General features: G+C 73.3%; 22 protein-coding genes, 1 pseudogene and 1 riboswitch. Of the genes and pseudogenes, 11 read left to right on the forward strand and 12 right to left on the reverse strand.

Going from position 1 to position 26,590, the window contains the following annotated elements; genetic code table 11:
• Window positions 1-128 precede the first annotated feature (128 nt).
• Window positions 129-3,029 (forward strand): aminomethyl-transferring glycine dehydrogenase, encoded by a 2,901-nt coding sequence (gene gcvP, locus ACH4J0_RS16220; RefSeq protein WP_396240492.1) that lies wholly within the window; start codon window positions 129-131, stop codon window positions 3,027-3,029.
• 183 nt (window positions 3,030-3,212) lie between these two features.
• Here the strand turns inward: gcvP and ACH4J0_RS16225 are convergent, their stop codons facing one another.
• Both ACH4J0_RS16225 and ACH4J0_RS16230 read right to left on the reverse strand, forming a co-directional pair.
• Entirely contained in the window at window positions 3,213-3,404 is a 192-nt protein-coding gene (locus tag ACH4J0_RS16225) for a DUF5999 family protein (RefSeq protein WP_030288352.1), read from the reverse strand.
• A 500-nt stretch (window positions 3,405-3,904) separates the two neighbouring features.
• The gene (locus ACH4J0_RS16230; protein ID WP_396240495.1) at window positions 3,905-4,483 is read right to left on the reverse strand and encodes a hypothetical protein; all 579 of its coding nucleotides are present in this window, start codon (window positions 4,481-4,483) and stop codon (window positions 3,905-3,907) included.
• A gap of 376 nt (window positions 4,484-4,859) precedes the next feature.
• Between ACH4J0_RS16230 and ACH4J0_RS16235 the strand changes: the two genes are divergently transcribed.
• Both ACH4J0_RS16235 and ACH4J0_RS16240 read left to right on the forward strand, forming a co-directional pair.
• On the forward strand, window positions 4,860-6,365 hold the full coding sequence (locus ACH4J0_RS16235) for a glutamate--cysteine ligase (RefSeq protein WP_396240497.1): 1,506 nt from the start codon (window positions 4,860-4,862) through the stop codon (window positions 6,363-6,365).
• Between the two features lie 76 nt (window positions 6,366-6,441).
• Complete coding sequence (locus ACH4J0_RS16240) at window positions 6,442-7,230, forward strand: CPBP family intramembrane glutamic endopeptidase (RefSeq protein WP_396240499.1); 789 nt, start codon at window positions 6,442-6,444, stop codon at window positions 7,228-7,230.
• On the opposite strand, the gene ACH4J0_RS16245 is transcribed toward ACH4J0_RS16240, so the two are convergent.
• From ACH4J0_RS16245 to ACH4J0_RS16270, 6 genes are all read right to left on the reverse strand, one after another.
• The gene (locus tag ACH4J0_RS16245) at window positions 7,208-7,744 is read right to left on the reverse strand and encodes an HAD domain-containing protein (protein WP_396240501.1); all 537 of its coding nucleotides are present in this window, start codon (window positions 7,742-7,744) and stop codon (window positions 7,208-7,210) included. The two genes, ACH4J0_RS16240 and ACH4J0_RS16245, sit on opposite strands and share 23 nt — an antisense overlap.
• A gap of 99 nt (window positions 7,745-7,843) precedes the next feature.
• The gene (locus ACH4J0_RS16250; protein WP_396240503.1) at window positions 7,844-9,118 is read right to left on the reverse strand and encodes an MFS transporter; all 1,275 of its coding nucleotides are present in this window, start codon (window positions 9,116-9,118) and stop codon (window positions 7,844-7,846) included.
• Window positions 9,119-9,187: 69 nt separating this feature from the next.
• A complete protein-coding gene (locus ACH4J0_RS16255; protein WP_396240505.1) occupies window positions 9,188-9,889 on the reverse strand; it encodes a dienelactone hydrolase family protein in 702 nt (233 codons plus the stop codon).
• A 55-nt stretch (window positions 9,890-9,944) separates the two neighbouring features.
• Window positions 9,945-11,357 (reverse strand): sugar porter family MFS transporter, encoded by a 1,413-nt coding sequence (locus ACH4J0_RS16260; RefSeq protein ID WP_396240507.1) that lies wholly within the window; start codon window positions 11,355-11,357, stop codon window positions 9,945-9,947.
• Between the two features lie 114 nt (window positions 11,358-11,471).
• Complete coding sequence (locus ACH4J0_RS16265; RefSeq protein ID WP_396240509.1) at window positions 11,472-12,176, reverse strand: FMN-binding negative transcriptional regulator; 705 nt, start codon at window positions 12,174-12,176, stop codon at window positions 11,472-11,474.
• Window positions 12,177-12,189: 13 nt separating this feature from the next.
• Window positions 12,190-12,864 carry a pyridoxamine 5'-phosphate oxidase family protein gene (locus ACH4J0_RS16270; protein ID WP_396240511.1) on the reverse strand — a complete coding sequence of 225 codons (675 nt, stop codon included), beginning with the start codon at window positions 12,862-12,864 and terminating at the stop codon, window positions 12,190-12,192.
• A gap of 34 nt (window positions 12,865-12,898) precedes the next feature.
• Here ACH4J0_RS16270 and ACH4J0_RS16275 point away from each other — a divergent pair, with 34 nt between their 5' ends.
• Window positions 12,899-14,233 (forward strand): aminotransferase class I/II-fold pyridoxal phosphate-dependent enzyme, encoded by a 1,335-nt coding sequence (locus ACH4J0_RS16275; RefSeq protein WP_396240514.1) that lies wholly within the window; start codon window positions 12,899-12,901, stop codon window positions 14,231-14,233.
• 199 nt (window positions 14,234-14,432) lie between these two features.
• A complete protein-coding gene (locus ACH4J0_RS16280) occupies window positions 14,433-15,635 on the forward strand; it encodes a GDSL-type esterase/lipase family protein (RefSeq protein WP_396240516.1) in 1,203 nt (400 codons plus the stop codon).
• A 126-nt stretch (window positions 15,636-15,761) separates the two neighbouring features.
• Here the strand turns inward: ACH4J0_RS16280 and ACH4J0_RS16285 are convergent, their stop codons facing one another.
• Complete coding sequence (locus ACH4J0_RS16285) at window positions 15,762-17,120, reverse strand: NAD(P)/FAD-dependent oxidoreductase (RefSeq protein WP_396240518.1); 1,359 nt, start codon at window positions 17,118-17,120, stop codon at window positions 15,762-15,764.
• A gap of 248 nt (window positions 17,121-17,368) precedes the next feature.
• Here ACH4J0_RS16285 and ACH4J0_RS16290 point away from each other — a divergent pair, with 248 nt between their 5' ends.
• The 3 genes from ACH4J0_RS16290 to ACH4J0_RS16300 all read left to right on the forward strand — a co-directional run bounded on the left by ACH4J0_RS16290 (window position 17,369) and on the right by ACH4J0_RS16300 (window position 19,123).
• Window positions 17,369-18,124, forward strand: coding sequence for a HipA family kinase (locus tag ACH4J0_RS16290; protein ID WP_396240520.1), 756 nt, complete (start codon window positions 17,369-17,371; stop codon window positions 18,122-18,124).
• Complete coding sequence (locus tag ACH4J0_RS16295) at window positions 18,121-18,537, forward strand: DUF3037 domain-containing protein (RefSeq protein WP_396240522.1); 417 nt, start codon at window positions 18,121-18,123, stop codon at window positions 18,535-18,537. Before ACH4J0_RS16290 ends, ACH4J0_RS16295 begins: the two co-directional genes overlap by 4 nt.
• 127 nt (window positions 18,538-18,664) lie before the next feature.
• Window positions 18,665-19,123, forward strand: a complete 459-nt coding sequence (locus ACH4J0_RS16300; protein WP_396240524.1) for a MarR family winged helix-turn-helix transcriptional regulator — start codon at window positions 18,665-18,667, stop codon at window positions 19,121-19,123.
• 20 nt (window positions 19,124-19,143) lie between these two features.
• Here ACH4J0_RS16300 and ACH4J0_RS16305 read toward each other — a convergent pair whose 3' ends face one another.
• Window positions 19,144-20,499: a HelD family protein gene (locus ACH4J0_RS16305; RefSeq protein ID WP_396240526.1), complete on the reverse strand. Its 1,356-nt coding sequence runs from the start codon at window positions 20,497-20,499 to the stop codon at window positions 19,144-19,146.
• A 71-nt stretch (window positions 20,500-20,570) separates the two neighbouring features.
• Between ACH4J0_RS16305 and ACH4J0_RS16310 the strand changes: the two genes are divergently transcribed.
• A complete protein-coding gene (locus tag ACH4J0_RS16310) occupies window positions 20,571-21,272 on the forward strand; it encodes a hypothetical protein (RefSeq protein ID WP_396240528.1) in 702 nt (233 codons plus the stop codon).
• A 115-nt stretch (window positions 21,273-21,387) separates the two neighbouring features.
• Window positions 21,388-22,818, forward strand: coding sequence for an adenylosuccinate lyase (gene purB / locus ACH4J0_RS16315; protein ID WP_396240530.1), 1,431 nt, complete (start codon window positions 21,388-21,390; stop codon window positions 22,816-22,818).
• Window positions 22,819-22,841: 23 nt separating this feature from the next.
• Here purB and ACH4J0_RS16320 read toward each other — a convergent pair whose 3' ends face one another.
• On the reverse strand, window positions 22,842-24,380 hold the full coding sequence (locus ACH4J0_RS16320; protein ID WP_396240532.1) for an MFS transporter: 1,539 nt from the start codon (window positions 24,378-24,380) through the stop codon (window positions 22,842-22,844).
• Between the two features lie 312 nt (window positions 24,381-24,692).
• Window positions 24,693-24,875: riboswitch (cyclic di-AMP (ydaO/yuaA leader) on the forward strand.
• Between the two features lie 220 nt (window positions 24,876-25,095).
• Between ACH4J0_RS16320 and ACH4J0_RS16325 the strand changes: the two are divergent.
• Window positions 25,096-25,461, forward strand: a pseudogene (locus ACH4J0_RS16325) (M23 family metallopeptidase); the annotation flags it as partial.
• Between the two features lie 384 nt (window positions 25,462-25,845).
• Here the strand turns inward: ACH4J0_RS16325 and ACH4J0_RS16330 are convergent.
• Window positions 25,846-26,583 (reverse strand): DUF2470 domain-containing protein, encoded by a 738-nt coding sequence (locus ACH4J0_RS16330; RefSeq protein ID WP_396240534.1) that lies wholly within the window; start codon window positions 26,581-26,583, stop codon window positions 25,846-25,848.
• Window positions 26,584-26,590 lie beyond the last annotated feature (7 nt).

Raw genomic sequence — 26,590 nt, forward strand, 5'->3', positions numbered from 1 at the left:
TCAGGTCCCGATGACAGAGGGGGAGGCCTTTCGGGTCCGCCCGCCCAGGCCGGTCCGCTGTCCGCAGCGGCGTTGGCCGGCCGGCGTGCGTACCCCCGCCGGTCCGTGACCAGGAGGCCTCGACCACCATGAACGCCCAGCCGAACGCGGGACGCCCCACCGGCGCCTCGACCCTCACCGAGCTTGAGCTGGCCAGCCCCTTCGAGAACCGCCACATCGGCCCCGACGCCGCCGCGCGGGAGAAGATGCTGGCGTCCGTCGGCTACGGCTCGCTGGACGAGCTCGCCGCCACGGCCGTTCCCGAGGCCATCCGTTCCATCACCGCCCTGGACCTGCCCGCGGGCCGCAGCGAGGCCCAGGTCCTCGCCGAGCTGCGCGAGCTGGCCGGCCGTAACCAGGTGCTCCAGCCGATGATCGGCCTGGGCTACTACGGCACCTTCACCCCGCCGGTGATCCTGCGCAACGTCATGGAGAACCCGGCCTGGTACACCGCCTACACCCCGTACCAGCCGGAGATCTCGCAGGGCCGCCTGGAGGCGCTGCTCAACTTCCAGACCCTGGTCTCCGACCTGACCGGCCTGCCCACCTCCGGCTCCTCGCTGCTGGACGAGGGCACCGCGGCCGCCGAGGCGATGGCGCTGGCCCGGCGCGTCACCAAGGTCAAGGGCGGCGTCTTCCTGGTCGACGCGGAGACCCTGCCGCAGACCGTCGCGGTGATCAACACCCGCGCCGTGCCGACCGGTGTCGAGGTCGTCGTCGCCGACCTGTCCGAGGGCATCCCGGCCGAGATCGCCGAGCGCGGCGTCTTCGGCGTGCTGCTGCAGTACCCGGGCGCCACCGGCGTGGTCCGTGACCTCGCCCCGGTCATCGAGCAGGCGCACGGGCTGGGCGCGATCGTCGCCGTCGCCGCCGACCTGCTGGCGCTGACCCTGCTCAAGTCCCCGGGCTCGCTGGGCGCCGACATCGCCTGCGGCACCTCGCAGCGCTTCGGCGTGCCGATGGGCTTCGGCGGCCCGCACGCCGGCTACCTGTCCGTGCGCGCCGAGTACGCCCGCTCGCTGCCCGGCCGCCTGGTCGGCGTCTCCGTCGACGCCGACGGCAACCGCGCCTATCGCCTGGCGCTGCAGACCCGCGAGCAGCACATCCGCCGCGAGAAGGCCACCAGCAACATCTGCACCGCCCAGGTGCTGCTGGCCGTGATGGCCTCGATGTACGCCGTCTACCACGGCCCGGACGGCCTGGCCGACATCGCCCGCCGCACCCACCGCTACGCCGCCGCCCTCGCCGAGGGCCTGCGGGCCGGCGGCGTCGAGCTGCTGCACGGCGAGTTCTTCGACACCGTCACCGCCGTCGTCCCGGGCCGCGCCGCCGAGATCGCCGCCGCCGCCCGCGCCAACGGCATCAACGTGTACCAGGACGGCGAGGACCGGATCTCGGTCTCCACCGACGAGACCACCACCCGCGAGCACCTGGCCGGTGTCTGGGCCGCGTTCGGCGTACCCGCGGTCGAGGTCGCCGAGGCCGCCGACACCCTGCCGACCGCTCTGCTGCGCGAGGACGAGTACCTGACCCACCCGGTCTTCCACAGCCACCGCTCGGAGACCGCCATGCTGCGCTACCTGCGCCGCCTGTCGGACCGGGACTACGCGCTGGACCGCGGCATGATCCCGCTGGGCTCCTGCACCATGAAGCTCAACGCCACCACCGAGATGGAGGCGGTGACCTGGCCGGAGTTCGGCCAGCTGCACCCCTTCGCGCCGGTCGACCAGGCCGCGGGCTTCCTGACCCTGATCCGTCACCTGGAGCAGCAGCTGGTGGAGGTCACCGGCTACGACGCGGTCTCGATCCAGCCGAACGCGGGCTCCCAGGGCGAGCTGGCCGGACTGCTGGCCGTCCGCGCCTACCACCACGCCAACGGCGACACCCAGCGCGACGTCTGCCTGATCCCGTCCTCGGCGCACGGCACCAACGCCGCCTCCGCGGTGATGGCAGGCATGCGCGTGGTCGTGGTGAAGACCCTGGTCGACGGCGACGTGGACGTCGAGGACCTGAAGGCCAAGATCGAGCAGCACCGCGACAACCTCTCGGTGCTGATGGTCACCTACCCGTCGACCCACGGCGTGTACGAGACCCAGATCACCGACATCTGCGCCCTGGTGCACGAGGCCGGCGGCCAGGTCTACGTGGACGGGGCCAACCTGAACGCCCTGGTCGGCCTGGCGAAGCCGGGCAAGTTCGGCGCGGACGTCTCGCACCTGAACCTGCACAAGACCTTCTGCATCCCGCACGGCGGCGGCGGCCCGGGCGTCGGCCCGGTCGCGGTGCGCGCCCACCTGGCGCCGTACCTGCCGAACCACCCGCTCCAGGAGGAGGCCGGCCCGGCCACCGGTGTCGGCCCGATCTCGGCCGCGCCGTGGGGTTCGGCGGCGATCCTGCCGATCTCCTGGGCGTACGTCCGGCTGATGGGTGGCGAGGGCCTCAAGCACGCGACCCAGGTCGCGGTGCTGAACGCCAACTACATCGCCAAGCGCCTGGCCCCGCACTTCCCGGTGCTCTACACCGGCCCGGGCGGGCTGGTCGCGCACGAGTGCATCATCGACCTGCGCCCGCTGACCAAGGAGACGGGCGTGACGGTGGACGACATCGCCAAGCGCCTGATCGACTACGGCTTCCACGCGCCGACGATGTCCTTCCCGGTGGCCGGCACGCTGATGATCGAGCCGACCGAGTCCGAGGACCTGCACGAGATCGACCGCTTCTGCGACGCGATGATCGAGATCCGCGGCGAGATCGACAAGGTCGGCTCGGGCGAGTGGGCGGCCGACGACAACCCGCTGCGCAACGCCCCGCACACCGCCGCCACGCTGGCCGGCGACTGGGCGCACGGCTACTCGCGGCAGGAGGCGGTCTTCCCGGCGGGCGTGAACCCGGCGGACAAGTACTGGCCGCCGGTGAGCCGGATCGACGGTGCGTACGGCGACCGCAACCTGGTCTGCTCCTGCCCGCCGCTGGACGAGTACGGCGTCTGATCCCGGTCGGACGGCAAGGGGGCAGGGGCCCCAGCGACGGGCACCTCCCAGCCGAAGGCTGGGAGGAACTCCGCCGGGGCCCTGCCCCCTTGCGTCGTGCTTCGTGTGGTCGGGTGGTGGCCGCCTCCGCCGGGTGGTCCCGGGCCGTACGGTTCCGGCCGTACGGGTGCGGGCCGCGTGGGCTCAGGCCGCGTGGGCGACGGGGCGGCGCGGGGCGATCACCCGGCCGTCGGGCAGCAGCTCTCCGGTGTCCTCGAACAGGACGACGCCGTTGCAGAGCAGGCTCCAGCCCTGCTCCGGGTGGCAGGCCACCGGCACGGCCGCTTCGCGGTCCTCGGACTCGGCCGTCGGGCACTCAGGACGGTGCTGGCACATACGCGTACCCTCGCTTCGCTCTGCGATCCTCCCCGTGGTGCGGTCCCCGGAGGTCGAGCCGTCCGGAGCCGCCGCGGTGGTCGGATCCTGTCCGCGCGCCGGCCAGGTGTGGACCGGCGCTCAAGTGGGTAGGACAGGTGGTCCTTCCACGCTGGTTCCCAGTGTCGGCATCCGTGGACGCGCGCGCAGGCATTTCGTGACACGCGCCACAACTCCCGGGCAGAGATCACCCGTTCAGGTGGGGGCCGGGGGAAAACACGCACCGCCGGGTCAGCCTGGGCATGGCCCGGTGGGGCCATGGCGGGTGGCCCGTCCGGGTGGGGGCCGTTCGGGTGAGGCCGTCCGGGGGCGTCGGAGTGCACGGCGAAGGGCCGCCGGGCAGGGTGCCCGGCGGCCGGTGCGGCTGGATGGTGCGTCGGTTCCTCGTCGGCTCCCCGCGGTTTCCGTCGGCTCGGTCGGTCCCTCGTCGGCTCGGTCGGTTCCGTCGGCCCCCGATCGGGTCAGGAGGAGCCGAGCAGCAGCGGCGGTGGTCCGGCGAGCGGGGCGCGGGCGAGGAGCGGGAGCAGCTCGGTGGCCGGGTAGGCGCGGTGAGCGGTGACGCCCAGCGGGGCCGGGGCCAGCGGGATCAGCAGGTCGGCGGACGGGTCGGCGTCGGGGCTGTGCAACCAGAGCGCGGTGGCGTACTGGCCGGGGAAGGTGAGCAGCCGCGGCTGGCGGCGGGAGCGGGAGCCCTGGGCGAGCTGCCAGGCCTCGCGCAGCGCCCGGACGGTGGAGGAGAGATACGGGCCGGCGGTGAAGTGGGAGAAGGTGTGGCCCTCCGCGCTCTGCACCACCTCGGCGGCGGCGGCCACCTCCGGGCCGTCCTTGATCAGGAAGCGCCAGCCTGTCCGGCGGGCGGCGGGCAGTTCGGGGTGGGGGCCGTCCAGGACGTGCACCGCGAGCGGGTGCGCGGGGAGCAGTGGACCGGTCGGATGACGGAGCGCTGCGGCGGCGGGCTGGCGCAGCGCGGTCTCCGAGTCGAGCGCGCCCAGGACCGCACGCAGGGCGCTCGGTGGGGGCTGGGGGGTCTGCAGGGTCATGGCGGGGTCCGCCTCTCCAAACGAGATCGGCGTGCGAGTGCGGCATACCGGCGCGGCGCGGTGCGTCTTCGGTGACGGGACCCCGCCTTGTCCGGTTGTGCAGGATCGCGGCGCCGGCGCGGTCGCCGCCCTCGACGGGGGCTGCGGGGCGGGAACGGACCGGCCGGAGCGCAGTGCGAACTCAGCGAACTCATCGAACAAATGCGCAGGGTGATCTGTTTATCACAGGCTGTGGCGCCGAGCAAGTCTGCAGATGGTCTGAATTTCCGTCAGTTGCCTTGCATTGCAAGCCAGTACGCGCTTTCGGGTATCGATCTTCGAGGTGGGCATGATGCTGGCACGGTCGACCGGCCGGGTGTCTCAGGAGGAGGGGACCGTGGGCGAGAAGGTCGTGGCGACTCGGGCGGATCTGGCGGACCGGCAGCAGTACCGGCTCAAGCTCCAGGCCTGCCTGGACGCGCTCGGGCGGATGCTGCGCGAGGACCGTTTCGACCGGCCGCGGGCGGTGATGGGCCTGGAGATCGAGCTCAACCTGGCCGACGAGCAGGGCCTGCCGGTGATGCGCAACGCCCAGGTGCTGAGCGCGATCGGCTCCAGCGACTTCCAGACCGAGTTGGGCCGGTTCAACATCGAGGTGAACATCGTGCCGCACCGGCTGTGCGGGCACGTCTTCGAGGAACTGCGCGAGGAGATCGACACCGGACTGCGCTACGCCGACCGGCAGGCGGCCGAGGCCGGGGCCCGGATCGTCATGGTGGGCATCCTGCCGACCCTGGAGCACGACCACACCGGGCTCGACGCGATGAGCCACAACCAGCGGTACAGCCTGCTCAGCGACCAGATCCTGGCCGCCCGGGGGGAGGACATCGCGCTGGACATCGAGGGCGTCGAACACCTCCAGCTGGAGTCCATCACCATGGTGGCCGAGGCCGCCGCGACCTCGTTGCAGCTGCACCTCCAGGTGACGCCGGAACGATTCTCCTCGGTGTGGAACGCCGCCCAGGCGATCTGCGGGCCGCAGCTCGCGCTCGGCGCCAACTCCCCGTTCCTGTTCGGGCGGGAGCTGTGGCGGGAGACCCGTCCGGTGCTCTTCCAGCAGGCCTGTGACACCCGTTCGGCGGAGCTGAAGGCCCAGGGCGTGCGCCCGATCACCTGGTTCGGCGAGCGCTGGGTGGACTCGGCGTACGACCTGTTCGAGGAGAACCTGCGCTACTTCCCGGCACTGCTGCCGATCTGCGACGACGAGGACCCGCTGAAGGTGCTGGCCTCCGGCGGCGCGCCCAGGCTCGCCGAGATGCGGCTGCACAACGGCACCATCTACCGCTGGAACCGCCCGGTGTACGACGTCGCGGGCGGGGTCGCGCACCTGCGGGTGGAGAACCGCGCGCTGCCGGCCGGGCCGACGGTGGCCGACACCCTGGCCAACGCCGCCTTCTACTACGGCCTGGTGCGGGTGCTCGCCGAGCAGCCCCGGCCGGTCTGGACCCGGCTGCCGTTCGAGCGGGCGGACGAGAACTTCCGGCAGGGCGCCCGGTACGGCATCGACGCGGTGTTCCAGTGGCCCCGCCCCGGCAGGGCCGGCCGCGGCGGCGGCCTGCAGACGGTGTCGGCCGTCGACCTGGTCCTCAACGAGCTGCTGCCGATGGCCCACCAGGGGTTGGACGAGTGGGGCGTGGAGCCCGCCGACCGGGACCGCTACCTGGGGATCATCGAGCAGCGCTGCCTGCGCCGCACCAACGGCGCCGCCTGGCAGAGCGCGACCTTCCACCGGCTGCGCGAGCAGTACGGGATGGACCGCCCGGCCGCGCTCGCCGCGATGACCAGGCGCTACGCCGAGCACATGCGCGGCGGCGAGCCGGTGCACACCTGGCCGGTCGGGTAACGGGGCCGTTGTGTCAGGATGATCGCTCCGGTCGTCGGCCGACCGCCGGAGCGATCGTCCGTTCGATGGAGCACCCGTGACAACCCGCCCGACCGTGCCGGAGACCGCGGAGCCCACCCGACGGCTGCTCGGCCTGGAACTGCTGATCGTCCTCGGGCTCTCCCTCGGGGCCAGCGGGATCAGCGCGCTGATCAGCTTCGCGGGCTCGCTCACCGAACCGCTCCAGCTCGGTCAGCAGGTCGCCACGCTGAACGGCTCGCGGGCGCCCGGGCGGCCGTGGCTGGACCTGGTGTGGCAGCTGTACTACGTCGGGCGCGGGCTGATGCCGGTGGTGCTGGTCGGCTACCTGCTGGTGCGCGAGGGCGTCACGCTGCGGGTGCTGGGCTTCGACCTGCGGGAGAAGCTGCGGGACCTGGGCCGGGGTGCGGGCGTCGCGGCGGCGATCGGTGGCTCCGGGCTGGCGTTGTACCTGGCCTCGCAGGCAGCCGGGTACAACCTGACGGTGGCGCCCTCGGGGCTGCCGGACGTGTGGTGGCGGGTGCCGGTGCTGGTGCTGTCGGCCTGGCAGAACGCGATCCTGGAGGAGGTCGTCGTCCTCGGCTACCTGCTGCGCCGGCTGGGGCAGCAGGGCTGGTCCTGGCCGGCCGCGGTGGCGGCCAGCTCGGTGCTGCGCGGCTCGTACCACCTGTACCAGGGCGTCGGCGGGCTGGTCGGCAACATGGTGATGGGGGCGGTGTTCTGCCTGCTGTACCGGCGCTGGGGGCGGGTGATGCCGCTGGTGGCGGCGCACGCGCTGATCGACACGGTGGCCTTCGTCGGGTACGCGCTGCTCGCCGGGCACGTCAGCTGGCTGCCGACCCCCTGACCCGCGAGCCCGGCAGCGAATGGCTGCGCGGCGGCCGGGCCAGCAGGCGCTCGACGTGCCGGCGCTCCAGGCCCTGGCCGGGGTCGATCGGCAGCAGCAGCCGGTCGCGGCGCCAGAGGGAGCGGCGGACCAGCCGGGAGGGGATGACGTCGTCCACCCAGGCGAACGGGCGGCCCCCGGCGTAGCGCAGCAGCGGGGCCCACTTGGCGGCGGAGAACAGTTCCATCAGTGGGACGCGCGGATCGCCGGGCTGGGGGACGTACCCGGTGAAGCGGACATGGGGGAGCGGGTCCAGGCCGATCGCCGGGGCGATGTGGGTGTTGGCGTGCTCCTCCCAGGTGGTGGCCCAGACCAGCTCGTACGTGTCGGCGAGTTCGCGGAGCCAGGCGCCGTGCTTGGCGGCGAGCAGGACGGCGTAGCCGAGCAGGGTGTGGGAGTCGAACCCGGCGTCCGGGTGCGGACAGACCGGGTTCAGCACCCCGTCGACGTCCAGGAACAACAGTGGCTTAGGCACCGGTGGGCCCCCAGGTGGATGGTGTTTCCTGCCTGGTCGGACGAACCACGCGTACCGGTGGTTGCTCGTCGGCGGGCGCACGCGGGGCGCACAGGGCGCTCACGGCGCGGGCGCGGGCTCGACGGCGGGCACCGGTGCATCCGGGGTGCTTCGCCGTGGGTCGCGGCGGGAGAGCCGGCGGACCTGCGGGTCGACCAGGACGACGGCGCTGAGCACCAGGCACAGCGCGGCGCAGGCCCAGAGCGCGCCGGACAGGCCGAGCGCGACGGCCGCCGGGCCGGCCAGCGCGGTGCCGACCGGGGCCAGCGAGTAGGAACCGAGCTCGTCGTACGCGGTGACCCGGGAGAACATCTCCTCCGGTATCTCCTGCTGGAGCGCGACCATCCAGTTGACGGCGAAGACGGTGACGCCGACCCCGGAGAGGAACATCGCGGCGACCAGCAGCGGCAGCGGGGCTCCGAGGGCCAGGGCGAGGGCGGGGACGCCGAACAGGAACACGCCCCAGTTGCCGACCAGCAGGATCCGGCGTGGCCGCCAGCGCGCCATCAGCAGGCCGGTGAGCACCAGGCCGACCCCGTAGGCGGACATCGCCAGGCCCCAGGCGCCCGCGCCGCCGAGCCGCTCGGCGGCCACGGCCGGCCCGTACACAGACTCGACCGCGTTGATGCAGGCGACCAGGACGGCGAACTGCGACACGACCACCCAGAGCCAGCGGCGGGAGGAGAACTCCCGCCAGCCCTCGCGCAGGTCGCGCAGCATGCTGCCGCCGGAGGGGGCGGGCGCGGACTCGGGCTCCAGGAAGAAGCGCAGGGCGGCGGCGACCAGGAAGCACAGGGCGTCCAGGGCGAGCACCCAGCCGGGGCCGAAGGCGGCGGTGAGCCCTCCGCCGAGTGCGGCGCCGCCGATCTGGGAGGCGTTCTGGCCCATCCGGAAGACCGAGAACGCCCGGTTGGCGTGTTCCTGGGGGACGGCCTGCATGATCATGCCGCCGGCGGCCGGGGCGTAGAGGGCGTATCCGGCGCCGCCGGCGGCGGAGAGCACCAGCAGCTGCCACAGCCGGACGTTCCCGGCCAGGACCAGGACGGCCAGGACGGCCTGGGCGACGGCGCTGAACAGGTTGGCGGCGACCATGATGCGGTGGCGCGGCAGCCGGTCGGCGAGGGCGCCGCCGACCACCAGGAGCAGGACGGTGGGCAGCAGCCGGGCGGCGGTGACGTAGCCGACCTCGGCGGTGGTGCCGCCGTTGCCGAGGACGGCGAAGGCGGTGGCGATGGGGGCACCGGCGTTGCCGAGGCCGCTGACCACCGTGGCGGCGGTCTGGATGCGGAAGTTGCGGCTCGCCCAGGCGAGGCGGCGGGGGTGTGGGGTCGGCACCCAGCGACTATCGCCGGAGCTCGTACGGGTGTCACCTGGATTTCGGGCCGGTTCGGGCCGGTCGTGGCGTCAGCCCAAGTGGCCCCGGAGGAAGGCGAGGGTGCGCTGCCAGGCGATCCGGGCCTGGAGCGGGTCGTAGGTGCCGAGCGGGTTCCCGTCGTTCATGAAGGCGTGCCCCGCCGGGTAGAAGTGGATCTCGGGGCGGACGTCGGTGGCCTCGCCGATCCGGATCGCGGCCTCGTCCACGGCGTCCATCGGGTTCGCGCGGTCGAGTTCGCCGAAGTGGCCGAGGACGTGGGCGGTCAGGCCGCGGTAGTCGAAGTCCGGGTCGGGCGGGAGGCCGTAGAACGGGACCACGGCGGCGACCCGGTCGCCGGCCCGGGCGGCCAGCACCAGGGCGAAGCCGCCGCCCATGCAGAAGCCGACCGCGCCGACCGCGTCGCCGACCACGCCGTCCAGCCCGAGCAGGAAGTCGACCGCGCCGGAGAGGTCCTCGACGGCCTGCCCCACGGGGAGTTCGCGCTTGAGCCGGGCGGCCTCGGCGCTGTCGTGGGTGGTGGCGCCACCGAAGAGGTCGGGGGCGAGGACGGTGAACCCCTCGGCGGCGAAGCGGTCGGCCATGTCGGCGATGTGGGAAGTGAGCCCCCACCATTCCTGCACGACCACCAGGCCGGGGCCGCCCCCCTGCGGAGGGCGGGCCAGGTACCCGTGCGCGGTGCGGCCGTTGCTCGGGAAGCTGACGTTCTGCCGGGAGCCGCCCTGGTCAGGCATGGCTTCCTCTCGGTGGGTCGGGCCGCGTGCGGCGTGGGTGTGCGGGGGCGCTCGCTCAGCCCATCTCCTCCAGGGCGCGGCCCTTGGTCTCCCTGATGCAGAAGGCCACGAACGGGATGGAGAGCAGCGCGAAGGCCGCGTAGATGACGTACGTGGCGGAGAGGTTCCAGTCGGCGAGGTCCGGGAAGCTGACGGTGATCGCCCAGTTGGCGATCCACTGGGCCGAGGCGGCGACCGACAGGGCGAGCGCGCGGATCCGGTTGGGGAACATCTCGCCGAGCAGCACCCAGACCACCACGCCCCAGGAGAAGGCGAAGCAGAGCACGAACACGTGCGCGGCGATCAGGGCGACGGTGGCGTGGGTGTTGTCGAGGGTGGCGGTGTCGCCGGTGCCGTTGCGGTAGGAGAACGCCCAGGCGGCGGTGCCCAGCGCGAGCGCCATGCCGGCGGAGCCGGCCAGGGCCAGCGGCTTGCGGCCGATCCGGTCCACCAGGACCATCGCGATCACCGTGCCGATCACGTTGATGATCGAGGTGGAGAGGCTGATCAGCAGCGAGTTGGACTCGTTGATGCCGACCGACTGCCAGAGGAAGGACGAGTAGTAGAAGATCACGTTGATACCGACGAACTGCTGGAACACCGAGGCGCCGATGCCGACCCAGACGATCGGCAGCAGGCCGAAGCGTCCACCGCGCAGGTCCTTGAGCCGGGGCTTGTGGGTGGACGCCAGCACCGCGCGGATCTCCGCCACCCGGGCGTCCAGGTCGACGTCCTCGCCCTCGACCTCGACCAGCACCTTGCGGGCCTGCGCCTCGCGGTGGTCGGCGATCAGGTAGCGCGGCGACTCCGGGATGGCCAGCGCCATCAGGCCGTACACCAGGGCCGGGATGGTCTCGACGCCGAGCATCCACTGCCAGGCCTGGATGCCGCCGAGGTGACCGGTGGACTCGCCGCCGGCGGCCTGGTTGAGCGCCCAGTTGGCGAGCTGGGAGACGGTGATGCCGAGCACGATCGCCATCTGCTGGAAGGACGCGAGCCGACCGCGGTAGGCGGTGGGGGCGACCTCGGCGATGTACGTGGGGGCGATCACCGAGGCGATGCCGATCGCGATGCCGCCGACCACGCGCCAGGAGGCGAGTGCCTCGATGTTCGGCGGGAACATCGAGCCGATGCCGCTGGCCGCGAACAGGACGGCGGCCAGCAGCATCGTGCGGACCCGGCCGAAGTGGTCGGCCAGCCGGCCGGCGACCACCGCGCCGAGGGCCGAGCCCAGCAGCGCGATGGCCACCACGAAGGCGGTGGTGCCGTTGCCCACTCCGAAGTGCTTCTGGATGCCGGTCACCGCGCCGTTGATCACGGCGCTGTCGTAACCGAACAGGAAGCCGCCCATGGCGGCGGCCGCCGAGATGAAGATGACGTGCCCGAGGTGGGCCTCGCCGGACGCCCGTTGACTGTGGACTGTGGACACGCGCGCTCCCCGAGGTGGACGGGCCCGTTCTGACGGCTGGGCAGGACTCGTCTCACATTCGAGCAGCGCGACGGTCGACCTGCCCGTGCTGAGGGCCGATCGGGTGACACCGGGTCAGCCGGTGGCGCGCGCCCGGGGCGTGCGCCGGGCGCCGACCGCACCGGAGGCGCCCCCCGTCCCCCCGCTGCGCCGCTCGTGGCGGCGCAGCAGCTGGGTGCGGGCGGCGGCGTCCTGGTCGCGTCCTTGCCGTGGGGCGGCGGCGCGGTCGGCGAGCCGCTCGGCGATCGCGTACTGGGCCTCGGGCGGCTTCTTGTCGTCGTACTTGAACTTGGCGCGCACCTCGCGGACGGTCAGGCGGAGCCCGCGCAGGCCGGGCAGCAGCCGGCCGAGCTCGTTGGCGCCGGGGACCACCCGGAAGTCCGGGGTCTCCGGCTGGAAGTGCGCCAGCTGGCGGTTGAGGATCTCCGCCTTGCCCTCGGCGGACTCGACCACCTCGGCGGTGCAGTGGAAGTGCACCGAGGCGTAGTAGCTGGTGGGCGTGCCGGGTTCACCGCGCCAGTGCCCGGGGGCGAAGGCGTAACCGTCGGTGACCGCCAGAGTGACGTTGGGGTCAGTCCGGACCGCGGCCAGCAGCGGGTTGGGCGCGGCGAGGTGGAGCAGGATCTCGCCGCGCCCGGCGTCCAGCAGGAAGTGCGTGGGGACGAGCACCGGGCCCTCGTCGGGGCCGCCGTTGGCGGCGAGCAGGCCGAAGTCGCGGCCCTCGGCCAGCCAGGCGCGCCACTCGTCCTCGTCGCCGCGGTCCCAGGACCTGATCAGCATCGGTCGGCCTTCCTCAGCGGGGGAAACGGCGCATGTGTGCGGGGAGCGGGACGTTCTCGTCGTACGGCTCCGGGGTGCCGTGCACGGTGGTGACCGGGACGATGCCGGACCAGTGCGGCAGGTCGGCGTCGGCCGGGTCGTCGTTGGCGCCGTCCGAGCGGGTCTTTGCCGAGACCTCGTCCAGCTCCAGCCGGACCACGGCGGTGGCGGCGAGTTCCTTGGGGCTGGCCGGGCGGATCTCGCCGGAGCGGCCGGGGACGACCTGGTCGACCAGGGCGGCCAGTGCGACGTCCAGCTCCTCGGGGTCGGTGACCTGGTACGCGGTGCCGTGGGCGACCACCGAGCGGAAGTTCACCGAGTGGTTGAACGCGGACTTGGTCAGCACCAGGGCGTCGACGTGGGTGACGGTGACGCAGACCTGCATGCCGTGCTCGTCGGAGGCGCCGCGCATCGGGCGGCTGCCGGTGGAGCCGTGGAGGTAGAGCCGGCTGCCGACCCGGGCGAAGACCGTCGGCAGGACGACGGGGGCGCCGTCGGCGACGAAGCCGAGGTGGCAGACGTAGGCCTCGTCGAGGATGGCGTGGATCGCCTCCTTCTCCCAGGTGGCGCGGTCCTTGTAGCGGGTGGGGGTGGTGCGCGCGGTCCGGGAGTAGTGGGCGCCACCGGCGTTCGTCGGCGTGGTCGACATGACAACCTCTATGTACTAGTGCATAATATGCTTTGTGCTAGGAGACTATCCGCTGAAAGGGCGACGCGCCAGCGAAATCGCGGCCCACATCGAACAGGGCGTGAGCCGGGGGCAGCTCGCCCCCGGAGCCGCGCTGCCCCCGCTGCGCGACCTCGCCGCCGAACTCGGCGTCAACCCCAACACCGTGGCCGCCGCCTACCGGCTGCTGCGCGACCGCGGCGTGATCGAGACGGCCGGCCGCAAGGGCAGTCGGATCCTCCCCAGGCCCGCCCTCACCCCCCGCGACCAGATCCGCGTCCCCGTCCCAGCGCGAGCCCGGGACCTGTCCACCGGCAACCCCGACCCCGCCCTGCTGCCCGATCTCGGACCGCCCCTCGCGGCCGCCGCCGAGGCCGTCCGGGCCGAGCCCGTGCTGTACGGGCACCCGCGCATCGACGCCGGACTGCTCGAACTCGCCCGCGCCTCCTTCGAGGCCGACGGGCTGCACGGTCCGATCGCCGTCGCCTCCGGAGCGCTGGACACCATCGAGCGCGCCCTCGGGGCCTGGCTGCGCCCCGGCGACGCGGTGGCGGTCGAGGACCCGGGCTGGGGCAGCCTGCTCGACCTGCTGCCCGCGATGGGCCTGCGGCCCGAGCCGGTCCGGCTGGACGACGAGGGGCTGCTGCCGGACTCGCTGGCCCTGGCGCTGGCCGGGGGCGCCCGCGCGGTCGTGGTGACCAGCCGGGCGCAGAACCCGACCGGTGCGGTGCTCACCGCCCGACGGGCCGCGGCGCTGCGGGCCGTCCTGGCCGGACACCCGGGAGTGCTGCTGATCGAGGACGACCACGGGCACGGCATGGTCGACCAGCCGTACCACCCGCTGGTCGGCGCCGGGTCGCGGCACTGGGCGGTGGTGCGCTCGGCCGCCAAGGCGTACGGGCCGGACCTGCGGGTGTCGGTGATGGTCGGCGACGAGGAGACGGTCGGGCGGGTGGCCGGACGGCTGCGGCTGGGCGCGGGCTGGGTCAGCCACCTGCTGCAGCGCACCGTCGCCGAGCTGTGGCGCGCCGACGCGGTGCCCGCCGCGAGCGTGGCCGCCGTCTACCGGGCGCGGCGGGACGCGCTGTTGGGCGAGCTGGCCGCGCGCGGGATCGAGGCGCACGGGAAGAGCGGGCTGAACGTCTGGGTGCCGGTGCCGGACGAGACCTCGGCGCTGGCGGCGCTGGTGCAGCGGGGGTGGGTGGCGGCGCCCGGGGCGCGGTACCGGATCCAGTCGCCGCCCGGGCTGCGGTTCACCACCGCGCGACTGGACGCCGACGACGCACGGCGGTTGGCGGAGGACCTGGCGGAGGTGCTGGGCTCGGGCGGGGGTGGCTCCCGGCTGGTGTGAGCGGGGCGGACCCTGGGGTGGCTCGGGGCGGGGCCTGGTCCGAACCCGTCGGTAACAAATGCGGAAAGCCGGTGCAGACGCCTAGCGGTGGCGGGCGCGGCCATGTCATCTTCCTTGCGCCACCGGCCGGCGGCTCACCCTCACCTATGCGTCTTCCCGTCCCCATCCCGCGGGGAGACCGAGCCGCAGGAGTTCCGCCGTGCCCGAAAACAGTTCGAGCATCACCCGCAGTACCCCTCGACTCGGCCGCAGGCTGCTCACCGCAGCCTTCGCCCTGCCGCTGACCGTGGCCGGGCTGGCCGCCGCCGCGCCCGCCTCGGCGGCGCCCGCCGTCGCTTCCGCCGCTCCGTCCGGTCCCACGGCGAGCGTCTCGCTCGGCGACAGCTACATCTCCGGCGAGGCCGGGCGGTGGATGGGAAACGCCGCCGGCACCGACGGCAACCACAACGGCACCGACCGGGCTTGGAACGGGAGTTCGGCCGACCCGTCGCTGGTCTACGGGCCCACGGCAACGAGCGGTTGCGACCGCTCCGACGTCGCCGAGGTGCTCGGCGCGTCGACCGTCGCCCAGAAGAGCATCAACCTGGCCTGCTCAGGCGCCGTCACCGCGAACGTCTTCCGCGCCGCCGACGGCGGGCAGTCGCTCAAGGGCGAGGCCCCGCAGGCCGACCAGCTCGCCACCGTGGCGCGGCAGAACGACGTCAAGCTGATCACGCTGTCGATCGGCGGCAACGACCTCGGCTTCTCCGGGATCATCTCCGACTGCGTGCAGGACTACCTGATCTGGGACTCCTACTGCCACGACTCGGCGCAGTCCCAGATCGACTCCCAGATGCCGGCGGCGATGGCCGGGGTCGGCAAGGCGATCGACGAGATCCGCGCGGTGATGTCCGGCGCCGGCTACGCGCAGTCCGACTACCGGCTGGTCCTGCAGTCCTACCCGTCGCCGATCCCGCGCAGTGCCGAGATGCGCTACCCCGAGAGCGGCTGGAGCCGGTCCGACACCGGCGGCTGTCCGTTCTGGAACGCGGACGCCGACTGGGCGCGCGACTCGATGGTGCCGCAGATCTCCAAGGCGCTGGCCGGAGTCGCCGCGTCGAAGGGGGCGCAGTTCCTGGACCTGTCCGACATGCTGCAGGGGCGCGAGGTCTGCTCCACGGCCACCCAGCAGCCGACCGCGGGCTCCGGCCCGTCCGCGACCACCAGCGAGTGGGCTCGGTTCCTGGACGGCGGGTTCAACTCCACCCAGGGCGTGCTGCAGGAGTCGATGCACCCCGACTACTACGGGCAGTTGGCGCTCGGGCGCTGCCTGACCCTGCTGTGGGGGCGGAGCAGCGGTGACTACGCCTGCCGGAACACGGCGGGGCAGGACGCGAGCGGGATGTACCTGGCCGCGCGTTGACGGACGGGCGTTGACGGACGCGGGTTGACGACTGCGCGTTGACGGCCGCGCGTTGACGGACGTACGTGCGTCGGCGCCCCGCCGCGGTGTTCCTCTGCGGCGGGGCGCCGAAATGCCGTGCTCCGCTCAGCCCTTCGCCAGCAGGGACTGGGCGTGGGCACGTACCTGATCCCTCGTCAGGTAGGCGTCGGTGTACTCGAAGTCCTGAAGACGGGCGGGCTGACGGGCCAGGAAGCCGATGCGGACGAAGTCGTCCCCGGCGGTCGCGTTCATCAGCCAGTTGGCGCCCACCCGGAGCTTGGCCACATTGGTGCGCATCGCCATCAGGTGGTAGCCGCGGGCCACCAACTGGGCGGGCAGGCCACGTAGTTCGACGCCGATCGGCTTGGAGACCGCGTCCTTGCCGCCGAGGTCGACCACCAGTCCGAGGTCCTTGTGGTAGTACGGCTCCAGGGGCTGGTTGCGGAGCGAGGCGATCACGTTGTCGGCCACCGCGCGGCCCTGGCGGGCCGAGTGCTGGGCGGTGGGCGGGCAGACCGCGCCGTCGCCCTTGGCCAGGTCCGGGACGGCGGCCGCGTCACCGAGCGCGAACACGCCCTCGAACTGGGGCACCCGCATCTCCGCCGTCACCGCGAGCCGGCCGCGGACGGTCTCCGCGTCCAGGGTGCCGATCAGCGGGCTCGCGGCCACGCCGGCGGTCCAGATCAGGGTGCGGCAGGGGAGCACCCGGCCGTCGGTGAACTTGACCGTCTCGGCGCCCACCTCGGCCACCGAGACGCCGAGCGACACCTCGATGCCGCGCTCCCGCAACACCTCCAGGGCGGCGGTGCCCAGCGGGTCGCCGAGTTCCGGCATCAGCTTGGGAGCGATGTCGATCAGGTGCCACTTGATCTGGCGGACGTCCAGGCGCGGGTAGCGGCGGGCGGCGGCGGTGGTGAGGCGCTGGAGGCAGGCGGCCGTCTCGGTGCCCGCGTAGCCGCCGCCGACCACCACGAACTGAAGCCGGGACTCGCGCTCCCGCTGATCCAGGGTGGCCGAGGCGAGGTCGAGTTGGGCGATCACGTGGTCGCGGACGTAGGCCGCCTCGGCGAGCGTCTTCATGCCGCGGGCGTAGTCGGTGAGGCCGGGGATGTCGAAGGTGCGGGTGACGCTGCCGGGGGCGAGTACCAGGAAGTCGTACTTCTGGGCGACCACCTCGTCTGTGACCTTGCGGACCACGCACACCCTGGAGGACGGGTCCACGCCGATGGCGCCGCCGGGCACGATGTGGGTGCGGCGCAGGCTCCGGCGCAGGGACACGGCCACGGACTGCGGGGAGAGGACGCCGGCGGCGACGTGGGGGAGGAGAGGGAGGTAGAGCTGGTAGCTGAACGGCGTGACCAGCGAGATCTCGGCCTCCGACGGCGAGAGCTTGCGTTCGAGGCGGCGGGCGCACTCCAGGCCTGCGAAGCCGCCGCCCACGATCAGGATCCGAGGTCGTTCCATCGCTCATCCCTTTGTCATGCGGGTCGTACCGGATTGTCCCCATTACTGTCCGCCACACTCGCACGGAGCAGCGGGGGCTGCCACTGGGGCGGGGCGGAAGGGATGAGGGGGAGGAGTGGGGGTGGAGGGGCGGATGGTGCGGGGTTCGGATGGCGGGGGCTGCCGCCGGGCGGGCGGACGGGCTTCGGGGGACGGGCGGGAGCGGGTGCGGGGCGGGGGAGGCGGTCGGCACCGATAAGCTGTCAGACGTGCTCCCCGAGGTGACGGCGGTCCGGTACGTGACCCCACTGCGAGAAGGCGGCTCGATGCCGGGCCTGGTCGAGGCCGACGACCGGCGGCTGTACGCGCTGAAATGGGTCGGCGCGGCGCAGGGCCGGAAGGCGTTGGTCGCGGAGGTGCTGGCCGGGGAGCTGGGGCGGCGGCTCGGGCTGCCGGTGCCGGAGCTGGTGACGATCGACCTGGACCCGGTGCTCGCGCGCAGTGAGCCGGACCACCAGATCCAGGACCAGATGCGGGCCAGCGGGGGCACCAATCTCGGGATGGCCTTCGTCAGCGGCGCACTCAACTTCGACCCGCTCTGCTTCGAGGTGGACCCCGAACTCGCCGGGCAGGTGCTCTGGTTCGACGCGCTGATCGGCAACGTCGACCGGTCCTGGCGCAATCCCAACCTGCTGGTGGCGACCGGCGGGCTGCGGCTGATCGACCACGGCGCGAGCCTGATCTTCCACCACAACTGGGCCGGCGCCGCCGGCTGGGTGCGCCGCCCGTACGACGCGTCCGACCACGCGCTGCTGCGCGCCCAGCCGGACCTGGCGGCGGCGGACAAGGCACTGGCGCCGCTCGCGGAGGCGGCGGTGGAGGGGGCCGTGGCGCAGATCCCCGAGGTGTGGCTGGTGGACGAGTTCGGTTTCGACTCGCCCGAGGACGTGCGCGCCGCGTACCGCGCCCAGTTGACCGAGCGACTGGCCGGTCCGCGTGACTGGCTGCCGGAGGTGCCCGCATGACCGAGCCGTTGTCGGCCGCGCTGCCGGCCGTCGTCGAGCTGCACGACTACGAGTACGCCGTGATCCGGGCGGTGCCGCGGGTCGAGCGGGGCGAGTGCGTCAACGTCGGGGTGCTGCTGTACTGCCGGCAGAGCACGCACCTGGCGGCGCGCACCCATCTGGACCAGGCCCGCCTGCTGGCGCTGGACCCGGTGGCGGACGTGCAGGGGGTGCGCCGGGCGCTGCAGGGGATCGAGGCGGTCTGCCTGGGCGGGCCGCAGGCCGGTCCGGCGGCCTCGGACAGCCCTGGGCAGCGGTTCCGCTGGCTCACCGCGCCGCGCAGCGCGATCGTCCAGCCGGGGCCCGTGCACACCGGGCTGACGGCGGACCCGGACGCCGAGCTGCGGCGGCTGTTCGACCAGCTGGTGCTCTGACCGTTCTCCGGTCGCGTCCCGCACCTGTTCCGGGCGTGCCCCGGACGGTGGAAGTGTGAGGTGGCTCGCGGACGGTTGCCGTGGTCAAAGCTTGAGTTACTGAAGCACTCGGTCGTACGCTGGCCCCATGGGTTCGATCTCGACGACGACCGTACCGACCAACGCCGAACTGATGGAGGCGTTGGCCGCCGTCGGCGCCGCGTACTTCCAGGACTTCGCGGCGGCCGCGGCCCGGCACGGGCTGTCCTCCTCGCAGGCCAAGGCGCTGGGCGCGGTGCAGGAGCCGGTGCCGATGCGGGCGCTGGCCGGGCGGCTGGGCTGCGACGCGTCGAACGTGACCGGGATCGTGGACCGGCTGGAGTCGCTGGGCCTGGCCAACCGGGAGGCGGCCGCCGGTGACCGCCGGGTGAAGATCGTGGTGATCACGGCCGAGGGCCGGGACATCCTGAGCCGCATCCGCAGCGAGATGGCCCGCACCCACCAGGCCTTCGAGGCGATGACCGACGAGCAGCGGATCGCCCTGCACTCGATCTGCGGGCAGGTGCTGCCGGTGCTGGCGGGTCGGACGGGCAGCGCGCAGCCGTAGCGGCCGGCCGCCCTGGGCCGTCAGAGCGCCCCGGCGAGTTCCGGTGGCAGCGGTCGGCGGTGCAGCAGGGTGAGCGTGCGGGTGGCGCGGGTGAGCGCGACGTACAGGTCCCGCGGGGCCAGTGCGGCGGGCTCCACCACCACGACGTTGTCGAACTCCAGGCCCTTGGCCGCCGTGACCGTCAGCGCGCCCAGTGCCGGTGCCGCCACGTCCGGCGCGATCACGCCCAAGGTGCCGGCGGACACGGGCAGTTCGGCCAGTGCGGCGGCGAAGTCGCCGTCCGGCACCGGGACGGCGCGCGGCGGTACGGTGCCCGGGCGGACGGACTCGGGCGGCTGCTGTCCGGGGTCGGCGGTGCGCAGCACGGCGGCGGCCAGGGCCATGATCGGTTCCGGTGTCCGGTAGTTCACGGTGAGCCGCTCCTCGCGCCAGCGGCCGGGTAGGTGCGGGTCCAGCATCTGCGCCCAACTGCGGGCGCCGGCGGGCGATCCGGTCTGGGCGAGGTCGCCGACGACGGTGAGCGAGTTGGTCGGGATGCGCCGCAGGACGGTGCGCCAGGCCATCGCGGAGAGCTCCTGCGCCTCGTCCACCACGACGTGGCCGTACGCCCAGGTGCGGTCGGCGCCGGCGCGTTCGGCGGTGGAGCGGTACGGGCCGTCGTCGCGGAACCGCCCGGCCAGTGCGGCGGCGTCCAGCAGGGCGTCGTCGGTCTGGCCGGTGATGGTCAACACACCATGGGCGAAGGCGAGTTCGTCCGGGTCATCGGTCTCGACCCGGTCCACCGCGCGGAGGTCGCCGAGGAGTTCGGCGGCCTCGTCCAGCAACGGGACGTCCTCGACCGTCCAGGGCGAGCCGGGCGGGCGGAGCAGGGCGGCCGCGTGCTCGGGGGCGCTGTCGGCGAGCAACTCCCCGTCGGTCAGCAGTCGTTCGACGAGCCGCTGCGGGGTGAGGGCGGGCCAGAGCGGGTCGAGTGCGGCGCGGACGTCCTCCCGGGCCCACAGCTCGCGCGGGGCGTAGTGCGCCTCCTCCTCGTCGTACGGCCGACCCAGGGAGAGGGCCTGGGCGATGGCCAGGGCGTCCAGCAGGGTGCGCAGGTAGTGGGTGCGGGCCCGGTTGTGCGGCGTCCGCAGGCCGCGGGCGGCGTCCAGGGCCTGGGCGCAGGCGCGGGCGGAGACGCGCAGCCCGTCGCCCAGGTCGATGCCCCCGGTGGGCGCCGACTGGTGGGCGGCGACGGCGCGTCGGAGTACCTCGACCATCCACGGCCCGCCCTTGGCGACGGCCGTGGCGGGGGCGTCGGCGCGGGTCGCGGCGACGTCGGGAAAGAGCTCGCCGACCGTGCGCAGCACCACCTCGGTCTCGCCGAGCGCGGGCAGCACCTCCTCGATGTAGCGCAGGAAGCCCGGGGGGGACCGATGACCAGCACGCCGCGGCGCTCCAGCGCGGTCCGGTGGGTGAACAGCAGGTAGGCGGCCCGGTGCAGGGCGGCCAGGGTCTTGCCCGTCCCGGGCCCGCCCTGGACGACCAGCGCGCCGGGCAGGGGGGAGCGGATCACCCGGTCCTGCTCGGCCTGGATGGTGGCGACGGCGGTGCCCATCCGGCCGGTGCGCTCGCGGGCGAGCGCGGCGAGCAGGGCGGCCTCGCCGACCAGGCCTCGGCGGCCGGCCTCGTCCAGCCCGGCGAGGTCGAGCGCCTCGTCGTCCAGGCCGGTGACGGTGCGGCCCTCGGTGTGCAGGTGGCGACGGCGCATCACGGCGCCAGGGTGGGCGGGGGTCGCGGTGTAGAACGGACGGGCGGCGGGGGTGCGCCAGTCGAGCAGCAGCGGTTCGTACGCCTCGTCGGACAGGCCGGTGCGGCCGATGTAGCGGACGGTGCCGTCGCGTTCGTCGAGGCGGCCGAAGCAGAGGCCGCGTTCCGCCGCGTCGAGCCGGGCGGCGTGCCGGGCGGCCTCGCGGGCGCGGACCTCGCGCTCCAGCCGGGTCTGGTGGGTGCCGCCGGCGGCCGCGCCGTGGTGGGCGCCGTCGCAGGTGCGGTGGGCGAGCTCCCGGGCGGCGTCCAGGTGGGCGTAGAGCCGGTCGAGGTTGGCCTGTTCGGTGCGCAGGGCTTCGGAGAGGGCGGGGTCCGCAGGTTCCGCTGGAGTTCTGTTCATTGATGTGGTATCCTTGCGGCGAGGAGTTTGTAGAGTGTATTCAGGTCTGCGTCGAAACGGCTCAGCCTACCCCATCCGCCGACGTTCGGCGTGACCTCGGCTGTTAGGCTTGCGAAGCGTGAGCGCGAAGCCCCAGATCCCCAATGTCCTGGCCTCCCGGTACGCCTCGGCGACCCTGGCCCAGCTGTGGTCCCCCGAGCACAAGGTGGTCCTCGAGCGCCACCTGTGGCTCGCCGTCCTGAAGGCCCAGCAGGACCTCGGTGTCGAGGTGCCCGCGACCGCCGTCGCCGACTACGAGCGGGTGATCGACCAGGTCGACCTCGGCTCGATCGCCGCCCGTGAGCGGATCACCCGCCACGATGTGAAGGCCCGGATCGAGGAGTTCAGCGAACTCGCCGGCCACGAGCAGATCCACAAGGGCATGACCTCCCGGGATCTGACCGAGAACGTCGAGCAGCTGCAGATCCGCCAGTCCCTGGAGCACGTCCGGGACCGTACGGTCGCCGTCCTGGTGCGCCTCGCCAGCCTGTCCGCCCAGCACTCCGAGCTGGTCATGGCCGGCCGCTCGCACAACGTGGCCGCGCAGGCCACCACCCTGGGCAAGCGCTTCGCGTCGATCACCGACGAGCTGCTGGTGGCCTTCCGCCGCCTGGAGGAGCTGATCGCGCGCTACCCGCTGCGCGGGATCAAGGGCCCGGTCGGCACCGCGCAGGACATGCTGGACCTGCTCGGCGGCGACACCGAGAAGCTGGCCGAGCTGGAGCGCCGGGTCGCCGCGCACCTCGGCTTCGACAACGTTCTGACCAGCGTCGGTCAGGTCTACCCGCGCTCGCTGGACTTCGAGGTGCTCACCGCCCTCGTCCAGCTGGCCGCCGCGCCGTCCAGCCTGGCCAAGACCATCCGCCTGATGGCCGGCCACGAGCTGGTGACGGAGGGCTTCAAGGAGGGCCAGGTCGGCTCCTCCGCGATGCCGCACAAGATGAACACCCGCTCCTGCGAGCGCGTCAACGGCCTGGCCGTCATCCTGCGCGGTTACGCCTCGATGACCGGCGAGCTGGCCGGCGACCAGTGGAACGAGGGTGACGTCTCCTGCTCGGTGGTGCGCCGGGTCGCACTGCCGGACGCCTTCTTCGCCTTCGACGGCCTGCTGGAGACCTTCCTGACCGTCCTGGACGAGTTCGGCGCCTTCCCGGCCGTGATCGAGGCCGAGCTGGACCGCTACCTGCCGTTCCTGGCCACCACCAAGGTGCTGATGGGTGCGGTGCGCGCGGGCGTCGGCCGGGAGACCGGCCACGAGGTCATCAAGGAGCACGCCGTCGCCTCCGCGCTGGCGATGCGCGCGGGTGCCCGGGAGAACGAGCTGCTGGACCGCCTTGCCGCGGACGAGCGGATCCCGCTGGACCGGGCCGCGCTGGACGCGCTGCTGGCCGACAAGCTGTCCTTCACCGGTGCGGCCGGGGCGCAGGTCGCCGAGATCGTCCGTCAGGTGGAGGCCGTCGCGGCGGCCTACCCCGAGGCGGCCAAGTACGCGCCGGCCGACATCCTCTAGTACGGCCGTCTCCTGACGGAGCCTCAGTTCTCCGACGAGGGCCCAGCCGCCGTTCCGGTGGCGGGGCCCTCCGGCGTGCGGGAGTGCCCGGGGTCGAACGGCGGGGTGGTGGTGGAGCACGGCCAGTCGCAGCTCGGCTCGGCCACCGGCTGCTCCTCGGGGGCGAGCACGTTGCCCCGGACGGTGACGGAGGCGATCAGTCCGCCGCAGACCAGCAGGCCGGCACAGATCAGCATCGCGGTGTGGAAGGCGGAGTCCACCGAGGACGGCACCCGGTAGGCGTCGCCGCTCAGCCCGGCCATCGCCGGTAGGGCGGCCACCGCGAGCAGGCCGGCCGCCCGGGCGGCGGCGTTGTTGACACCGCTCGCGATGCCCGCGTGCCGCACCTCGACGGCGGCCAGCACGGTCGCGGTCAGCGGCGCGACCAGCAGCGTCATCCCAGAGCCCATCACCGCGACCGCGGGCAGTACGTCCACCCAGTAGGAGGAGCCGGGGCCGATGCGCAGCATCAGCAGCACCCCGGCGGCGCACAGCAGCGGGCCGACGGTGAGCGGGACGCGCGGGCCGATCCGCTTGCCCAGGCGCCCGGCGCGCGCGGACAGGGTCAGCATCAGCAGCGTGATCGGCACCAGGGCGAAGCCGGAGAGCAGCGGCGAGAAGCCGGAGACGATCTGCAACTGCACCACCAGCAGGAAGAACACCCCGCTGAACGCCGCGTAGACGCACAGCGTGACCAGGTTCACGGCGGTGAACAGTCGGGAGGAGAACAGCCCGAGCGGCAGCATCGGATCGGGCGCCCGCCGCTCGACGGCCACGAAGGCGGCGGCGAGCAGCAGGCCGAGCGCGCCGCTGACCCAGACGGCGGGGGACAGGCCCTCCCCGGCGGCGGTGAGCGCGTAGGTGATCGCGCCGAGGGCGAGCGCGGCCAGCAGGGCGCCGGGCACGTCGAAGCGGCCGACGGCGGACTCGTCCCGGCTCTCCGGGACGTATCGGGAGGTGACGGCGATCACCGCGGCGGCCAGCGGCAGGTTCAGCAGGAAGATCCAGCGCCAGCCGGGCCCGTCCACCAGCCAGCCGCCGAGGAAGGGGCCGACGGCCGCCGACACCCCGCCCAGACCGGACCACAGGCCGACCGCGGCCGAGCGGTCGTCCGGGTGGAAGACGGCCTGCAGCATGGCGAGCGAGCCCGGGGTGAGCAGCGCGCCGCCGATGCCCTGGACGGCGCGGGCGGCGATCAGTACGTGGATGGTCGGGGCGGCGGCGCAGGCCGCGGAGGCGGCGGCGAACCAGACCACGCCGATCAGGAAGACCTTGCGCCGCCCGTAGCGGTCGCCGAGAGCGCCGCCGAGCAGGATCAGGCCCGCCAGGGTGAGCAGATAGGCGTTCAGGGTCCATTGCAGGGAGGCGAGGGAGGCGCCGAGGTCGGTGCCGATCCGGGGCAGGGCGACGTTCACCACGGTGCCGTCGAGCATCGCCATGCTGGAGCCGAGCACCGTCGCGAGCAGTACCCAGCGTCCCTGTGCGGTGCTCAGGCGCAGGGAGCCGGCTTCAGAGGTGGCCACGGGCCGATCCTGCGCCCGGTGGGGCGTACGTGACAAGGGTCACTGGGCGGTGTGTCGGTCGGCAACGGTGCGTGGGCGGACCGTCGCACTGGGGTGCGGTGGTCGGCGCAGGGTCGTGGATCAGTGGCGGCGAGTGAATGGATTGTGCACGTACTGTACAGCGGATCATTCGAAGGGTCACCGCGCCGGGAGACACGGTTGCTCGTTCAAGAGATCGACATTGCTTAGCCCGAACGGATGAGTTTTAGTTCAGCGACCGACCGGCCAGCCCGGACGGATCCGCCGGGTGGAACGCCGAGTCCTGCCGCTGCCCGGTGGCTCGCACTGAACTCTGTACGGCAGGAGCGGGGGACCCACAGGTAAGTCGCCGGACCGGAGTTCGCGCTTTTCAGGGCGCGGACGTCCAGGACCGGCTAGGGGTGAAGCCGCGCATGCGGCCGGGCAACTCCAGCCCGAACCCGACAGCTCACCTCGCAGGCGTCGGAGAGGAAATCCCATGCCTGCACAGGCTCGTCGTTTCGTCCTGCCCCGTGTCGCCCTGCCCCGTGCCGCCCGCACCGGCATCGCCACCGCCGTTGCCGGCGCCTCCTTCGTCCTGCCGCTGGTGACCGCGATGAGTGGTCAGGCCGCCGCCGCACCGGTCGCCAAGGTCGTCACCGCCGCTCCCGCCGCCGCCGGCTACGTCGCTCCGCTGGCCAAGCCGGTGCTGGGCGAGGCCTACGGTGTGGCCGGTTCGATGTGGGCCTCCGGGCACCACACCGGCCAGGACTTCATCTGCTCCACCGGCACCCCGGTGCGCGCGGTCGCCAACGGCGTCGTGGTGCAGGCCGGCAAGGGCGGTGCCTACGGCAACCAGGTCGAGATCAAGCTGGCGGACGGCAAGTACGCGCAGTACGCGCACCTGTCCGTGATCGGAGTGAAGGTCGGCCAGAGCGTCACCGCCGGCAAGCAGCTCGGCCTCTCCGGCGCCACCGGCAACGTGACCGGCCCGCACCTGCACTTCGAGGTGCGCACCGGTCCGAACTACGGCTCGGACATCAACCCGGTCAGCTACCTGCGGGCGCACGGCGTCGCGCTCTGACCCACCGGGGTTCCAGGAACCACCGCTGTCGTGGGGCGAATCGATCCTCCGGGATGGTCATGTCGGGTGACCGCTCGACCGGATGATCGCCGCGACAGTGGACACGGGCGCGGGACACGCCCACGGCCGGCCCGGCTTCACGGGACATCCCCTGGAGCCGGGCCGGCCCTCGTCGTTCTCCGGTCCGGCGCGGCGTGCGGCGCTTCGAACATGGCGTCAACTCGACTGTTCGGTGCGATGGGATGCGCTTCTACCGGGTGGTGGGTCGGCGGGGTGGTGACGGCGCCGGTGCCGCGACGCCGGCGGCCGGAGCTGTACGTGCGGATGGGGCGGACCGTGCCGGAGGACGCGGCGGAGCGTGACCGGGGCGGGCCTCGTACGCCGCTAGGGCAGGATCCGCCGGACGCCCCGGCCCCGGTGGACCGGCAGGCCGTGCTGGGCGGCGGTGAGCAGCTCGTGCATCCGGTGGCCGAAGTCCTCGGTGTCGCGGGCGGGTTCGGGGAAGACCAGGCGGACGTCGCGGTGGCCGTGCGAGTGGTCCAGGCGCAGCACCAGGCCGTGGCGGTCAAGGGCGAGCGGGCGGACGGCCGGGTGGTGGGTGAGCAGGGCCGGGTCGAGCAGGCCGGCGAGCAGGTCGAGGGCGTCGGCGTGGTCGTCGGCCAGGTGGGTGAGCAGCGCGGCCTCGTGGCGGGCCAGCGGGTCCGGGGTGGCGAGGGCGAGGTCGGCGGCGGTGAGCGCGTCGGTGCCGTACGGGGTGGCGAGGACGGCGTGGCCGACGTCCACCCGCAGGTGGACGCTCGGGCCGTCGTCGGCGAGGTGGGCCAGGTGCAGCCGGCCGGCCAGGGTCAGTCGGGCGCGGACGCGGTCGCGGACGGCGGCGGGGGAGACGTCGGTGACGTCGAGCACGACGGCCAGCCCGTCGGTGGTGCCGGCGGCGGCCGCGGTGAGCGGGGCGTCCATCGGGGCGCGCAGACGCAGCCGGGGACCGTGTACCGAGACCGGGGTGTCCAGGTCGTGGTGCTCGCCGAGGGCGCGGACGGTGAGTGAGGAGGTCGCGCTGAGCAGGTTGTGGACCCGGTCGGCGGTGGTGGGCTCGGGCACTTCGGCGTCGGACGAGTTCATGGACCAA

Source organism: Kitasatospora sp. NPDC017646 (assembly GCF_044329365.1).
GTDB lineage: Bacteria > Actinomycetota > Actinomycetes > Streptomycetales > Streptomycetaceae > Kitasatospora.

Bases quoted from the DNA above. Each gene is read 5' to 3' on its own strand.
- gcvP (WP_396240492.1), top strand. From the start codon at position 129: ATGAACGCCCAGCCGAACGCGGGACGCCCCACCGGCGCCTCGACCCTC.
- ACH4J0_RS16225 (WP_030288352.1), bottom strand. From the start codon at position 3,404: ATGTGCCAGCACCGTCCTGAGTGCCCGACGGCCGAGTCCGAGGACCGC.
- ACH4J0_RS16230 (WP_396240495.1), bottom strand. From the start codon at position 4,483: ATGACCCTGCAGACCCCCCAGCCCCCACCGAGCGCCCTGCGTGCGGTC.
- ACH4J0_RS16255 (WP_396240505.1), bottom strand. From the start codon at position 9,889: ATGCCTGACCAGGGCGGCTCCCGGCAGAACGTCAGCTTCCCGAGCAAC.
- ACH4J0_RS16265 (WP_396240509.1), bottom strand. From the start codon at position 12,176: ATGCTGATCAGGTCCTGGGACCGCGGCGACGAGGACGAGTGGCGCGCC.
- ACH4J0_RS16270 (WP_396240511.1), bottom strand. From the start codon at position 12,864: ATGTCGACCACGCCGACGAACGCCGGTGGCGCCCACTACTCCCGGACC.
- ACH4J0_RS16285 (WP_396240518.1), bottom strand. From the start codon at position 17,120: ATGGAACGACCTCGGATCCTGATCGTGGGCGGCGGCTTCGCAGGCCTG.
- ACH4J0_RS16295 (WP_396240522.1), top strand. From the start codon at position 18,121: ATGACCGAGCCGTTGTCGGCCGCGCTGCCGGCCGTCGTCGAGCTGCAC.
- ACH4J0_RS16300 (WP_396240524.1), top strand. From the start codon at position 18,665: ATGGGTTCGATCTCGACGACGACCGTACCGACCAACGCCGAACTGATG.
- ACH4J0_RS16330 (WP_396240534.1), bottom strand. From the start codon at position 26,583: ATGAACTCGTCCGACGCCGAAGTGCCCGAGCCCACCACCGCCGACCGG.